Here is a 14,045-nt window from a genome sequence, read left to right as displayed (position 1 = left end):
CGACGGGCGACGGGCGAGCGGTTCTGTTCGCAGCACGGTCGGCGGTCGCGCTGTATCGCCTGCTCGACGCTCTTCCCGTCTTCTCGGGAGACGCCAGGATCACTCGCCTGTTCACTCTCGTCCCCGGCTCCGACTTCGGAGCCGATGCCTTCTCCGCGATCGACGCCCTCGGAGGCCGCACGGTTCCGTGGAGCGAAGCGTGCGGTCGCTCGTACGACTTGATTGTCGCCGCGAGTCCAAAGGGCGACCTCAGACTACTGCACGGCCCGCAGGTCCTCCTCCCGCACGGCGCGGGGTTCAACAAGTCGATCCGCAGTGAAGGTTCGGCCGATTCAGCGTCCGGACTGGACCCGACGTTTCTGCGACGAAACGACGGCCACGCTCCGGTAGCACTGCACGCTTTGGCCCACCCCGATCAGGTCGCCAGACTGGCCGCTGCAGACCCGCGGGCCGCCCGGCGCGCGAAGGTGATCGGTGATCTCACCCTGGAACGCGTCCTCGCTTCGATGCCCCTGCGTGATCGCTACCGGGCGGCCATGGGCACCGGGGCCCGCAAGCTGCTGGTACTGGTCTCCACCTGGGGCCCCGAGTCCCTCGTCCGCCGGCATCCAGGACTGGCCGCCCAGCTTGCGGCCCACCTGCCCTACGACGAGTACCAGTTGGCGCTCGTGATCCATCCCAATGAGCGCAGCCTGCTGGGAACGTACGAGTTGGCCGAACGTCTCGCGCCGGCACTGGAGTCGGGAATGATCCTTCCGGATCCGCACGAGGAGTGGGCCTCGGTCCTCATCGCCGCGGACGCTCTGGTCACAGACCACGGATCGACGGCCCTCTACTACTGCGCCGCCCAGGACCGCCCCATCGTGAGCGTCCACCCAGGTGGCGGCGAGCTGATCCCCACAAGCCCGATGGGCGTACTCCTCGACCGCATACCGCGGTTGCAACGGGCCGAGGACATCGCCGACGAACTCCGCGCGTACCGGCAGGGTCCCGGGCACGCCGCCGCCTACGCCGCGTTCGCGCCCGCTCGTGATGCCATGGACCGGCTGCGATCCGAGGTCTACGCCCTGCTCGACCTAGCGCCACCCACCCATGGCGTCAGGCCGCGGTTGCTGCCCTCGCCCCGGCCCGCCGCACGTGTCCCCGCAGCGTTCGACGTCCATGTGGCGGCCACCACGGCCGGCGTCCGGATCACCAGGTACCCGGCCGGCACCGGGCTGCCCGGTCACCACTTGGCCGTCGAGCATGGTGCCGCAGGCGAGCAGCTCGCCCGTTCCGCAGGCCTGTTGTACCGTCGTCCGCTCCCGGCCTCCGCCGCCCCGGTGGAGCTGGGCTGGACCGCCGACGGGTGGACCCGGCACGCCCTGTCCGCTTACCCGGGCTGCCGTACCGCGGCGGCTCTGCTGCCGTCCGGCGGGTGCCTGATCAGAGTCCGCGGTCATGAGCAGACGTACGCCGCCCAGGTCGAGCCCCGGTCCGAAGCAGGCCGGATCGTACAGCTCGACCCGGCCGTCGCACTGTCGGCCGTACACTCCCGGTTGGTCTCCGACCAGCCCGCAACGGACAGCCGCACCGTGATGAACTGCCTCGTCGGAGAGCGGGCTTTCGCCATCGCTCTCCGCCCGGCCACGGACGACGAATCCGCACAGGTGATCTAGAGCAGGCCATTACGACGCCGGAAGGTCCGGGCCGCCACACGGTGCTCCTCCGCCTCCACGAGATGCCCTTCCACCGTCTCCAGTTCGGCGAGGGCGTCGTGGACACGTCCCAGGTCGAAGCCCGAACGCCGCTTGTCGGCCTGCCCGAGCGACTGCTGGTACAGCTCACGGGCCTCGCCCACCCGGCCGAGGCGGTACAGAACGCCGGCAAGGGCGAACGCCGCGCGTCCGACCAGCCTCTCCCGCTTCCCCTGCACGAACCCTCCGTGCGCCTCGGACAGCAGACGATGCGCCGTCTCAAGGTCACCCGCCTCGGCGCTCGCCTCTCCCATTCGGTAGGTCTGGAGCAGGACGCCGTAGGGATTGGGAATCGCCCGGTGCATGTCGCGGGAGGCCGTGAAGTCGACCAGCGCAGCACGCCACTCGCCCCGTGCACCCTTGAGCATGCCGCGGTGCTCGACGGCCGACGCGGCGAGTTTGCGGTCCAGGTCGGAGACCCCGAGCAGTTCAAGGGCTGAGATCGCACCGTCGATCTGCTCCTGGGCCTCGTCCAGCTCCTCCGACTCCCACAGCGGCCTGGCCAGTTGGCAGCGCGTGCGCACCAGCCATCCGGCGTTCCCCCCGTGCCTCACTGCAGAGTCGACGGCGCGCCGGAAGACCTCGATGACCTCGGACTGGTGGGGATGGTCCAGAGCATGCGTCCACACCGGCTCGGACAGGGCGACGACCTCGGCATCCATCCCGCGGCTGTGGGCCAGGCGCGAACACGCGAACAACACATGCCGTTCCTCGTCCAGCCAGCGGGCCGCGCGTGCGGCGTGCTCAGCCCGGGCTTCGCCGTCCACGCCCGCTTCCGGATCCTCCAGTGGAATGTCCGGCGCACCGGGAACAGGATCGAGAAGATCCACGACGGTCAACCGGCTGCCGGCCGTGAACCGGTCGGCGAGCTGAGCCTGCCGCACGAACCAGCGCAGCAGCCTTTCCTCCGCCTCGGCCACCTCCCCTTGTGCCGCCTCCCGCCGGGACCGGCGCAGGGCGTGTGCGCGCAGCGGTCCCGGCAGTCTCATCTGGCCGGCCACCGTGAGCGACAGCAGGCGCAGGTCAAGTAACCCGGCGCGGTCCATTTCCTCCAGGGCGCCCTGGCAGTCCTCCAGCCCCAGCCCCGACAACGCGGTGGCCGAGTGCAGCGTGAACGTCTCACCAGGATGGTGCGCCAGCAACCGGTAGAGAAGGGCCGCCGGGCCGGACAGGTCGGCGTAGGCCGTGTCCCAGATCCGCTCCACGCCGGACACGCCCTTCTCGTCCAACTCGGCGGTGAGATCGGCGAGGAGGCGGGAGAGCGGACGCAGCCGGTGGGTGCGCACCCACAGGCCGGCCACGTGCAGGGCCGCGGGGAGGCCGCCGCACAACCGGATCACTGCCCGGGCCGCTTCCGGGTCCGCGGCCAACCGGCGGTCAGGGGCGATCTTCTCAAGCAGTTCGGTCGCCGCCGGCTCGTCCAGAGGCGGCAGGGCCAGATCCACCGCGGCGCCGGCCTCGAAATCGTGGAGCGGACCATGGCTCGTGACGATCACCACGCTGGAGCCCGACGGCGGAAGCAGGGGAACGACCTCCGAGGCGTAGCGAGCGTTGTCCAGCAGGAGGACCAGTTGCGCGTCAGAGGTCCTGTTCCAGTACTGCGCGCACCGAGCCGCGTACTGGGCCTGCACCTGGTCCGGCTCCACGTCGAGGGAGTTCAGCAGATGGGTGAGCACATCGCCGGGGTCCAGCACGCCCCCCGCCCGGAAGTCGTCCAGGTCGACGGAGAGCACGCCGTCCGTGAAGGGATAACGCTCCCCCAGGGTACGGGCGATCAGGACGGCCAACTCCGTCTTGCCCAAGCCGCCGGGCCCGCTCAACGCCAGCACCAGCGGGCGGGAACGGCTCCGCCAGTCGGTCACGGCGCGCAGGGCGCGTTCCCTCTCGTCGTCGCGGTTGACGAAGTACACCGGCGCCGGCGGAAGTTCGACCCTCACAACAGCCCCCTTGACCATCTGCGGTGCCCTGCACGCGCTACCCGACGATCATGACACTCTAGAGACTCTCGCCCCCCGGCGTCCGGCATAGCCGAAGTCCTGACAGACCGGAACCTCACGGAGCCAACCGGCAGACTGCCGCTCAGAGGGCCCGACGCCCGCGTACTACCACCCGCCAGTCATTCCGCGGGGAGCCATCGGGGCACACGGCCGCTGTCCGGTCAGGGAGGCATCGGAGCGCTCCTCGCTGGACATGTCTAGGTTAGGGTAACCTAACCTACGAAGCCCTCTCGCACACACCCTTTGAGAATCCCCAGGCTGCCCCAGCAGCTCCGGACACGAGCGCGACGTCCGGCCGCCGCCACCCAAGACGCACCGGCAAGGAGCGCAGGTGGATCTTCCCGGCGCTCGTCCGTACCAGCGCCGGAACTACCGGGCCCTACGAGGGTGCTCGCTGTTGACCCACCTCACCACCAACCTTGGAGACCTTCCATGACCGGCTCAGGCCACATGACGGGAACCCCCCTCGACGTGCCGCCTCCACTCACTCTCTCCCGAGCGCGGTTCAGCACGGGAGGCCCTCTGTACAGCCTGCGCGTCGCGAGCGGAAGGATCTTCGCCATCGCGCCGGAGGGGGACGAGGTGGGGACGGAAGCCGGGGAGCGGCTTCTCGACCTGGGCGGGCGAACCGTCCTGCCGGGGCTGTGGGACGCGCACGTGCACGCGACCCAGTGGGCGGGCGTCCGGCACCGCATGGACCTGTCCGGCTTTCGCTCGGCGCGGGAAACCGCGGCGGCGGTGCTGCACCGCATGGCATCTCAGCCTGCCGGCGAGGTGCTGATGGGCTACGGCTTCCGGGACGGGCTGTGGCCCGACAGCGCGGACAAGGCCGTCCTCGACGCCGTCTGCCCGGACCGCCCCGTTGCCCTCGTCAGCGGTGATCTGCACGCCGTATGGCTGAACTCGCCCTGTCTGGCGCTCATAGGCCGCGCCGACCACCCGACAGGCGTGCTGCGCGAGCACGAGGGCCACGAGGCTCTGGCCGCGCTCCCGGCAGTTCCCGAGAGTGTCCTCGACGGCTGGGTGGCGGACGCGTGCCGTGCGGCCGCCGCTCGGGGCGTCACCGGCTTCACCGACTTCCAGTACGGCGACAACGTCGCCGACTGGCGGCGCAGAAGCCTGCAAGAGCCGCTGCCCGTACGCGTCCGGGCAGCCGTCTACCCGGAGTACCTGGACACGGCGATCGATCTCGGGCTCATCACGGGCGCGCCGGTGGCCGGGACCGGCGGCAAGGTCGAAGTCGGTCCCCTCAAGCTCTTCACGGACGGATCGCTCAACACGCGTACGGCTCTGTGCAACGTTCCTTACCCCGGCCTCGAACACACCGCGGAGGCGTACGGCATCGAGGAGACGCCCTACGACGAGTTGGTGCGGCTGATGCGGCACGCCTCCGCCCACGGCATCGAGCCTGCCGTCCACGCGATCGGTGATCGCGCCAACTCGATCGCACTCGACGCGTTCTCGGCCGTCCGCTGCCGCGGCCGCATCGAGCACGCGCAACTCCTCGTCGCGGACGACGTACCCCGCTTCGCCCGACTCGGGGTGACCGTGGGCGTTCAGCCCGCGCACGCCACGGACGATCGCGACGTGGCGGACCGGCACTGGGCGGGGCGCACGGCACGCGCCTTCGCCTACGCCGACCTCCTGGCCGCGGGCGCTCGCCTGGAGTTCGGCTCCGACGCCCCCGTCTCTCCCCTGGATCCCTGGATCGGGATCGCTGCCGCGGTGAGCCGCACCGCCGACGAACGCCCCGCATGGCACCCGGAGCAGCGGATACCGCTGGCGGCGGCGCTGGCCGCCGCGGCGCAGGGGAAGTCCCTGATCACGGTGGGCGATGCCGCGGACCTGGCCGTCCTGGACGCCGACCCGGCGCGCACCGATACAGCCACCCTCCGGGCCATGCCCGTGTACGCCACCATGCTCGCGGGACGCTGGACGCACGGACCCGGATGACCGGAAGTCCTCACGCGGTCGACGCCTGAGGGCACGGGGTACTTGCCAACCCGGCGGCGCGAAATTAGGTTAGCCTAACCTGATTTCACTTTTCGGACGGTTGGGAACGTTCCACGCCCGGGTCGCCTTCCCGGCTCCGAGGGTGTCCGTGGACGGGTGGCCCTTCGGTGAGCGACACCGCGCCGTCGCGAGAGGTGGCACCCCACTTCTCACGAAGGGCATCACCACCATGTCACGTGCGCTGAACCCCTCTTACGCGATGCCCCCTGCCACGTCCCTGCCCGCCGACCGCACCGGCTGGGAGCTCGTCACCGACCGGTCGGTCCTGCTCGTCCTCAACCTCCAGGTGCACTTCCTGCGGGTGCTGGAGCGGCACGGCGCCCCGGCCGGCGACCTCCTCAGCTCCGTCGCCCTGCTCATCCGTGCGGCCCGTGACGCGGACGTCCCGGTCATCCACGTGGCCCAGGCACAGGCTCTGCGCGGCGCCACCCGCACTCCCTTGCCCTACGGGACGCGGTCCGGGGCCCAGCCCGGCCCGGGCGAGTGGCGGGCGGTGGCGCAGGCACGGCCGCAGAGAGGCGACATCGTGCTCAGGACCCGCAAGCACAGCGCCTTCGCCCGGACCAGGCTGGACGGTCACCTCTACGAGCTGGAGCGGGACCAGGTGGTGATCACGGGACTGTTCGCGCGCGTCGGCGTGCTGACGACGGCCGCCGACGCCTGGACGTACAACCTGGAGCCGTTCGTCGTGGGCGACGCCGTCGCCGATCTCTCCGACGCACACCACATGATGGCGCTGAGCTGGGTGTCGGACACCTCCGGGGCGGTCACGGCCGCCGAGCGGGTTGCGGCGGTGTTCGACGGCACCCTGCCACCCGGGACGAGCTGAAGCCCCTTTCCCGCAAAGCCGGGCATCCTCCGTGGTCCACGTTCGGGGAGAGGACCCGCGGCCGGCTTCGCCGAGGCCGCGGGTCCGTCCGGCTCTCCTTCCCAGCGCCGTTGCCCGCCAGAGGACCTGCCGGCAGCGGGTTCAGGCCGCCGTCGGCTGGCGACTGGGCATGGCCAGCCGGTCCACCAGGCAGCGCTGTATCTCCCCTGCGCGAATGGCCGTGGTGGACAGCAGGGTCGACGTGAGCCCGTGCGTGTGCTCCGTGCCGCCCTGGAGGTAGATACCGGCCTGGACGTCGGAGGCGGTCTCCACCCGGTGATCGCGCCGCACCCTCACCGCGTCACTGTCGTCCCGCAGGCACACCTTGGCCGCTTCACCGAGGAGCGAGGTCAGGTCCCGGGGCCGGTAGCCCGTCGCGTGCACCAGCAGATCGGCGCGGAGCAACTGGAGTTCGCCCGTCGGGAGGTACTCCACGGCGACGTCGAGCAGGCCGTCCGGCCTCGGTGTGACACCGCTGATGCGGGACACGTTCAGGAATCTCAGCCGTTCCCGGCCGGCGACCTTCTCCTGGTACGCCGTCGCGTACAGCGACTCGATCAGCTCCATGTCCACGACCGAGTAGTTGGTCGAGCGGTGGTAGTCGAAGAGGGTCTGCTTCACCTCGGAGGGCGCCTGAAAGTACGCGTCCACCGCCTCGGGATCGAAGATGCGGTTGGCGAACGGACTGTCGTCCGCTGGGGTGTAGCCGTACTTCGCGAAGACGGCGCACACCTCTGCCTCGGGGAAGCTGCGGTGCAGGTAGTCCACCGTTTCCGCGGCGCTCTGCCCCGCCCCGAGGACCACGGCACGCCGCACCGGCGTCCGCGCCGCGACCAGCTCGCCGACCCGCTGCATCAAGGCGCTGTTGTGCCAGACGCGGTCGGAAAGCTCGGCGCCCGGCGGGAGGTGGGGTTCCAGGCCGACCGCGACACAGATGTCGCGCGCCCGGTAGGTGACGGAACCCCCGGTGGCGCGCGGATTTCGGCAGGTCACGTCGTAGAACACGACGGTGCCCGACTCGTCGCGCACGGGGCTGATCGACGTCACCTCGTGGTCGTAGGCCACCAGGTGCCGTACCCGGTCGGCGGCCCACTCCAAGTACTCATGGAACTCCACGCGCAACGGGAAGAGCGTCTTCTGGTTCAGGAAGTCGATCAGCCTGCCGCGCTCACGGAGGAAGCACAGGAAGCTGAAGTCGCTCGACGGGTTGCGGAGGGTCACCAGGTCCTTGAGGAAGGACACCTGCATCGTGGCGTCGTCGATGAGCATGCCCCGATGCCAGCCGAAGCACGGTTGGCGTTCCAGGAAGAGGGCGTTCAGCCGGCCCTCGCGCGGAGCGGTCGCGTTGTGCTCGTCGATCGCTATGGCGAGAGCGAGATTTGACGGGCCGAAGCCGACTCCCAGGACGTCGTGAACGGTGTCGTGCTCCGTGAGCGGTGAGTTCACCGTGGCATCGCCTCCCTCAGGCAGCCACATGTTAGATAAGGTAAGCCTAACCTTGCAACGAGTCGCCGAAGAGGAGATTTCCATGCGCGTGGCAATGTTCGGCTACCAGACCTGGGGGCACCGCACGCTGCAAGCTCTGCTGGGCTCCGGGCACGACGTGGTACTCGTGGTGACCCATCCCAAGAGCGACCACGCCTACGAGAGGATCTGGAACGACTCGGTCGCCGACCTCGCCGAGAAGCACGACGTGCCGGTCCTGCTGCGCAACCGTCCCGACGACGAGGGCCTGCTCGACACCGTCCGCGAGGCACGACCGGACCTCATCGTGGCGAACAACTGGCGCACCTGGCTGCCTCCGGAACTCTTCGACCTGCCCCGGCACGGCACGCTCAACGTGCACGACTCGCTGCTGCCCGCCTACGCCGGATTCTCCCCGATCATCTGGGCCCTCATCAACGGCGAGGAACGGGTGGGCGTGACCGCCCACCGCATGAACGCGGAGCTCGACGCGGGAGAGATCCTGATCCAGCGCTCCGTGGTGGTGGGACCCTCCGACACCGCGACCGACCTGTTCCACCGCACCGTCGACCTCATCGCCCCGATCGTGCGCGAAGCGCTCGACCTCATCGCCTCCGGCGAGGACAAGGGCCGATGGCAGCCCCAGGACCGCACCCGCGCCACCTTCTTCCACAAGCGCTCGGCCGAGGACAGCCGCATCGACTGGAACTGGCCGGCGGAGCGCCTGGAGCGCCTGGTGCGGGCCCAGTGCGACCCGTATCCGAACGCGTACACCTACCACCGCGGGGAACGCCTGCGGATCCTGTCCGCCGCGGTCTCCGAGGGCCACTACGGCGGCACGCCGGGACGGATCTTCATCCGCGAAGGCGACGGCGTGGTCATCGTCGCGGGACCGGAGGCCCACACGGGGCGCTCCCGGGGCCTGGTGGTCCGGCGCGTACGGACCGACGACGGCACGGAGCACGCCGCAACCGACTACTTCCGCACCATGGGCGGCTACCTCAGGGCCCGCCCCTGACCTCACCCGTGGCGCCCCGGCACCGGGCCGCCGCTCCCTTCCTCCTCGGCCTCCTCGGCCCGTGAAAAGAGACACCACTCACCATGACAAGACGTATCCTCACCACGTTCCTCACGCTCACCCTGGCCGCCGCGCTCGCGGCCTGCGGCTCCGTCAAGGACGAGGACAACGGCTCCGCGTCCGGCTCGGCGGCGTCCTCGTCGTCCGCCTTCCCGGTGACCGTCCACCACAAGTTCGGCACCACCACCGTGAAGGCGGCGCCCCAGCGTGTCGTGGCCATCGGCAACGGCGGCACCGACGACATCGACGCCCTCTACGCCCTCGGGGTCACCCCCGTCGCCGTCTCGAAGGACTCACTGGCCTCCGACGGCGTCTATCCCTGGCTCAAGGGCCGGATCGACCCTCACAAGACCAAGCTCCTCGACACGCTGAACGGCATCGACTTCGAGCAGATAGCGGCTCTGCGGCCCGACCTCATCCTCGCCACGTCCGACGCCACCCTCGACAAGGACTACAAGAACCTCTCCGCGATCGCGCCCACCATCGGCTACGCAACCTCGTGGGGCGCCCAGTCGTGGCAGGAGCACGTGCAGGTGGCAGGCAAGGCGCTCGGCAAGGAGAAGCAGGCCGAACGGCTCGTCACCAGCACCGAGAAGGCCATCAACGACGTACGCGCCGCCCACCCCGCGCTGGGCGGCAAGACCTACAGCCTGTCCATCGGCAACACCCCGGCCAAGATCTTCACCATCGCCTCCGAGGACGACTTCGCGGCCAAGCAGATGAAGGAGCTCGGCCTGCGCCTGACCCCCTCGGTCAAGAACACCAAGACGGTGGAGGGCAGTCCCACCGGTGAGCTCTCCTTCGAGCAGCTCGACCGGCTCGACGCCGATCTGGTCGTCATCGCGTTCACCACACCCGACCTGCGCAAGGCGTTCGAGGCCAGCACGCTGGTGAAGCACATGGCGGCCGTGCGGGGCGGCCACTACGCCGTCACGGACGTCGAGACGGTCAGCCAGCTCAGAAGCCCCTCCGTCCTGGGCATCCCCTGGGCGCTGAAGAACCTGGACCCCGCGTTCGCCAAGCTCGACTCCTAGGAACGGGAACGACCGGGAACGTCAACGCGGTGGGGGTGGGCGGTTCGCGGACCGCCCACCCCCACCGCGTCCATCCGCCGAGCGACAGCGCGGAGGACTCCCGCCCCGCCTCGGTCCGCCGAGCAGCCGCCGCGGACGGCCCCGGGCACCGCGGTCGGCCGCGAGCGGGGCCGCCGTGCCCGGGGCCGCTCCTACTCCTCCCCCAGCGCCGCCGCGACCTCCTCCGCCGACATCGCGGCGATCTCCAGGTGGAGAGCGGCGACCTGCTCCAGGCGGCCCGGTGTCCGCTCCCCCGCGGCCAGCCGCTTCGCCATCCCGCCGGCCGTCAGCGTCGCGAACAGGTCGCGTACCGAGACGTCCGAGCTGTCCAGCGCCTCACGCAGCCTGGCCACGATCACGGTGGCGAGCACCGAGTCGCCGCCGAGCGCGAAGAAGCCGTCGTCGAGACCGAGGCGCCCCGCGCCCAGGACGTCCCGCCACACCTGGGCCACCACGCGCTCCAGCGCTGTGCCGGGGGCGCGGTGGCTCTGCTCGTCCGCTTCGTCGTCGCTCTGCCACAGCTCCTGGACGGCACGGCGGTCGAGCTTTCCGTTGCCGGTCAGCGGCAGCTCGCGCAGCACGGCGATCCGCGAGGGCACCATGTGCGGCGGCAGCAGCGCCCGTACAGACGCGGTCAGCGCCTCCTCCGTGACCTGCTCGGCGCACGCCACGGCGGCGGCCAGTCGCGCGTGCGGCCCGGGGGTCAGACCGGCGACCGCGCGCCGCACTGCCGGGTGCCCGGCGAGCGCCGCCTCCACCTCACCGAGCTCGATGCGGAAGCCCCGCAGCTTCACCTGGTGGTCGCGGCGGCCGAGGAACTCCAGGGTGCCGTCCGGCCAGTAGCGCGCGAGGTCGCCCGTGCGGTACCAGCGCACACCGTCCCGCTCCGTGAACTTCTCCGCGGTGCGCTCCGCGTCGCCGCGGTAGCCGAGGGCCACACCGTCACCGCCGATCCACAGCTCGCCCGGCACCCAGTCGGGGCAGTCCCGGCCGCGCGTGTCGACCACCCGGCACCGGACGTTGCGCAGCGGGGTGCCGTAGGGGACGGCGCGCCAGTGCTCCGGGAGCGGTGTGGTCGTCACCTCGTGGACGGTGGAGTGGATCGCGGTCTCCGTGGTGCCGCCGAGGCCGGCGAAACGGCAGCCGGGCGCGTGCTCGGCCAGCCGCGCCGGCAGGTCGGTGCCCACCCAGTCGCCGCCGAGCAGCACGACCCGCAGGCCGGCGACGTCGCCGGGCTCCGACGCGAGCAGCAGCATGTCGAGCAGCGGCGGGGCGCAGTTGAGCAGCGTGACGCGGTGCGTGCGCACCAGGTGCGCCCACTGCCGGGCCTCGCGCCGGTCGCCCTCGTCCACCAGCACCACGGCTCCGCCCGCGCTCAGCAGCCCGAACACGTCGTACACCGAGAGGTCGAAGTCCAGCGCCGAGACGGCCAGGCAGCGGTCGGCGGGCCTGACGCCGAACCGGTCGTCGAGGTCGTCGAGGGTGTTCACGGCGGCGCGGTGCGGCACCTCGACGCCCTTGGGCAGGCCGGTGGAGCCGGAGGTGAACAGGACATAGGCGGCCTGCTCCTCGTCCACCGCCACCGGGGCGGGCAGCGGGTCGTGCCGCACCGCCTCGGCCACCGTGAGGGCATCGGCGCCAGCAAGCGCCTCCGCCGGTGTGTCCCCGTCGGTCAGCACGGTGCCGAAGCCCGCCGTGGCGCGTATGCGCGCACGCCGCGCCGGCGGCTGTTCCACGCCCAGCGGCACGTAGGCGGCGCCCGCCGCGAGCACGCCGAGGACGGCCGCGATCTGCTCGGGCCCCTTGGGCAGGCTCACGGCCACGGTGTCACCGGCGCGCACACCGCGCTCCACCAGGGCCGAGGCGATCCTGAGCGCGCGGTCGGCGAGCCGGCCGTAGAAGAGGGCGCCGTCCGCGCCCCAGAGCAGGGCGGGCGCGTCGGGGTGCTCGGCGGCACGGTCGAAGAAGCCCTGGTGCAACAGCCGGTGGCTGCGCGGGCGCGCGGTGGCGTTCACGGCGGCGCGCACCGTCCTCTGCCCGCGCGGCAGCAGCGCGGGGACCGGCCGGTCCCAGGCGCCCTCGTCCGTGCCCAGGCGGGTGACCAGGCCGTGGAACGCGGCGAACATCGCGTCGACGAGGCCGGCGGGGAAGGCGTCCTCGCGGACGTCCCAGTTGATGAGGAGTCCTCTGTCCACCTCGGTCACCTGGGCGTCCATGAGGACCTGCGGGCCCTGCGAGATGATCCACACCGGCTCGCCGAAGGACTGCCGCACCCGGGCGTCGAACAGCTCCCCGAGGCCCAGCGCGCTGGTGAACACGACCGGTGCGAGGACCTGCTCGCCGCGGTGCCTGGACAGGTCGCGCAACACCTCCACGCCCGAGTAGTCGGCGTGTGCGGCGTCGGTGTGCATGCGGTCCTGGAGCCGCCGTGCGTGCTCGACGAACGACAGCTCCTCGGTCAGGTCGACGTCGAGCAGCACGGAACTGGTGAAGTCGCCGACCAGCAGGTCCACGTCGGGGTGGCTGCTCCTGCGGTCGAACATGGGCACGTTGAGCAGGAAGCGCGGCTCTCCGCTGAACGCCCCGACCACCTCCGCGAAGGCTGTGGCCACCGTCATCGCCGGTGTGACGCCGTGCTGGTGGGCCTTGGCCGTGAGCCGCAGCTTCTCCTGCGGGGGCAGCCAGTGGTGCCGCCTGGTGACCCGCGTCGGATCGCGCCGCTCGGCCTCGGGGACCAGCGGGAGGTCCGGTGCGGACGGCATGCCGGGGACCCGCCGCGCCCACCACTGTCCGGACTCCTCCCGGCTCAGCCGCCGCACCTCGGCGCGCTCGGCCAGGTACTCGGGGAAGCTCGTGCGGATCGGCGGCAACTGCGCTGCCGGGTCCTGGTGGAGCAGGGCGAGGTCCGCCATCAGCACCCGGTAGCTCAGTGCGTCCGCGGCCAGCATGTCCACGTCGACGTGCAACCGCGTGTGTCCCTCGGGCAGCAGCGAGAGCCGCACCGAGAACACCTGGCCCGCCGCGACGTCCAGGCGGGCGTGCGAGGAGGTCTCCCGGAGCCGGTCCAACTCGGCCTGCCGCGCGTCCTCGCCGAGTGCCCGCAGGTCGTGGACGGTGATCGCGGGGCCCGTGGGATCGGGCATGATCCGCTGGCGGCCGTCGTCGGTGAAGCGTGCGCGGAGCATGCCGTGCCGCAGGGCCAGCGCCCGCACCGCCTCCTCCAGCCTGTGCTGGTCCACTCCTGAACCGTCGAACTCCACGTACAGGTGGGCCGCCACGGAGCCGAGCACGGTGTCGTCGCCGCGGCCTATCCAGTACGCGTGCTGCATCACGGCCAGCGGGAACGGCTCGTCCGGTGCCCGCCCCACCGCCGGTGTCGGGCCCGGCGGGGCAACCTGGGCTGCCGGGGCCTCCTCCTGGCGCGCCGCGGGCTGTCCCGCTGTCTCCGACGCGCCTGCGGCTGGTCCGGGCGGGGATGCCTGCGCCTTCCCGGCGGACGACCCGCCCGGGGGCTCGTCGGCCTGTCCGGCGGCCGGGATACGGGCGTCGAGGAGAGCCCGCCAGGCCCGCAGGGTGGGTTCCCTGGCCAGTTCGGCGAAGGTGAGCCGCAGACCGCGGCGGCGCCAGCCGCCGGCGATCCGCATGAGCGTGATCGAGTCCAGGCCCCAGGTGATGAGGCTGTCGTCCTCACCGGGCCGCTCCCCTTCGCCCGCGAGCGCGTCCGTGGCCGAGCGCAGCAGTTCGTCCGCCGTCATCCCGTCCCGTGTCACCGTTTCCTCCTGTGTCGCCGGGAGACCGGAGGCGCCCGCGAAGTCC

General features: G+C 71.3%; 8 protein-coding genes. 5 read left to right on the top strand and 3 right to left on the bottom strand.

All coding sequences use genetic code 11. The features are described 5' to 3' along the window. Positions 1–506: 506 nt before the first annotated feature. Positions 507–1,658 (top strand): translation initiation factor 2, encoded by a 1,152-nt coding sequence (locus tag Sm713_RS32915; RefSeq protein WP_308293204.1) that lies wholly within the window; start codon positions 507–509, stop codon positions 1,656–1,658. Here the strand turns inward: Sm713_RS32915 and Sm713_RS32910 are convergent. Continuing rightward, positions 1,655–3,673 (bottom strand): NB-ARC domain-containing protein, encoded by a 2,019-nt coding sequence (locus Sm713_RS32910; RefSeq protein WP_249416851.1) that lies wholly within the window; start codon positions 3,671–3,673, stop codon positions 1,655–1,657. The genes Sm713_RS32915 and Sm713_RS32910 overlap by 4 nt on opposite strands. Before the next feature lie 492 nt (positions 3,674–4,165). Here Sm713_RS32910 and Sm713_RS32905 point away from each other — a divergent pair, with 492 nt between their 5' ends. Together Sm713_RS32905 and Sm713_RS32900 are read left to right on the top strand one after the other, a co-directional pair. Next, positions 4,166–5,686 (top strand): amidohydrolase, encoded by a 1,521-nt coding sequence (locus Sm713_RS32905; protein WP_249416850.1) that lies wholly within the window; start codon positions 4,166–4,168, stop codon positions 5,684–5,686. 229 nt (positions 5,687–5,915) lie between these two features. Beyond that, positions 5,916–6,575, top strand: coding sequence for an isochorismatase family protein (locus Sm713_RS32900; protein ID WP_249416849.1), 660 nt, complete (start codon positions 5,916–5,918; stop codon positions 6,573–6,575). A 141-nt stretch (positions 6,576–6,716) separates the two neighbouring features. Here the strand turns inward: Sm713_RS32900 and Sm713_RS32895 are convergent, their stop codons facing one another. Further along, positions 6,717–8,090 carry a lysine N(6)-hydroxylase/L-ornithine N(5)-oxygenase family protein gene (locus Sm713_RS32895; RefSeq protein ID WP_374196105.1) on the bottom strand — a complete coding sequence of 458 codons (1,374 nt, stop codon included), beginning with the start codon at positions 8,088–8,090 and terminating at the stop codon, positions 6,717–6,719. Positions 8,091–8,142: 52 nt separating this feature from the next. On the opposite strand from Sm713_RS32895, the gene Sm713_RS32890 reads away from it, so the two are divergent. After that, positions 8,143–9,096 carry a methionyl-tRNA formyltransferase gene (locus Sm713_RS32890; protein ID WP_212913612.1) on the top strand — a complete coding sequence of 318 codons (954 nt, stop codon included), beginning with the start codon at positions 8,143–8,145 and terminating at the stop codon, positions 9,094–9,096. 83 nt (positions 9,097–9,179) lie between these two features. Continuing rightward, positions 9,180–10,190, top strand: coding sequence for an iron-siderophore ABC transporter substrate-binding protein (locus tag Sm713_RS32885; protein WP_212913611.1), 1,011 nt, complete (start codon positions 9,180–9,182; stop codon positions 10,188–10,190). A gap of 191 nt (positions 10,191–10,381) precedes the next feature. On the opposite strand, the gene Sm713_RS32880 is transcribed toward Sm713_RS32885, so the two are convergent. Further along, complete coding sequence (locus Sm713_RS32880; protein WP_249416848.1) at positions 10,382–13,999, bottom strand: amino acid adenylation domain-containing protein; 3,618 nt, start codon at positions 13,997–13,999, stop codon at positions 10,382–10,384. Positions 14,000–14,045: the final 46 nt, after the last annotated feature.

The organism is Streptomyces sp. TS71-3 (assembly GCF_018327685.1).
Lineage (GTDB): Bacteria > Actinomycetota > Actinomycetes > Streptomycetales > Streptomycetaceae > Streptomyces.
The sequence above is the reverse complement of the archived record's forward strand: the minus strand, read 5'-3'. Positions and strand labels throughout refer to the sequence as shown.

Excerpts from the sequence above, each read along its gene's own strand:
- Sm713_RS32895 (WP_374196105.1), bottom strand. The coding sequence starts at position 8,090 with ATGTGGCTGCCTGAGGGAGGCGATGCCACGGTGAACTCACCGCTCACG.
- Sm713_RS32885 (WP_212913611.1), top strand. The coding sequence starts at position 9,180 with ATGACAAGACGTATCCTCACCACGTTCCTCACGCTCACCCTGGCCGCC.
- Sm713_RS32900 (WP_249416849.1), top strand. The coding sequence starts at position 5,916 with ATGTCACGTGCGCTGAACCCCTCTTACGCGATGCCCCCTGCCACGTCC.
- Sm713_RS32915 (WP_308293204.1), top strand. The coding sequence starts at position 507 with ATGCCCCTGCGTGATCGCTACCGGGCGGCCATGGGCACCGGGGCCCGC.
- Sm713_RS32905 (WP_249416850.1), top strand. The coding sequence starts at position 4,166 with ATGACCGGCTCAGGCCACATGACGGGAACCCCCCTCGACGTGCCGCCT.
- Sm713_RS32890 (WP_212913612.1), top strand. The coding sequence starts at position 8,143 with ATGCGCGTGGCAATGTTCGGCTACCAGACCTGGGGGCACCGCACGCTG.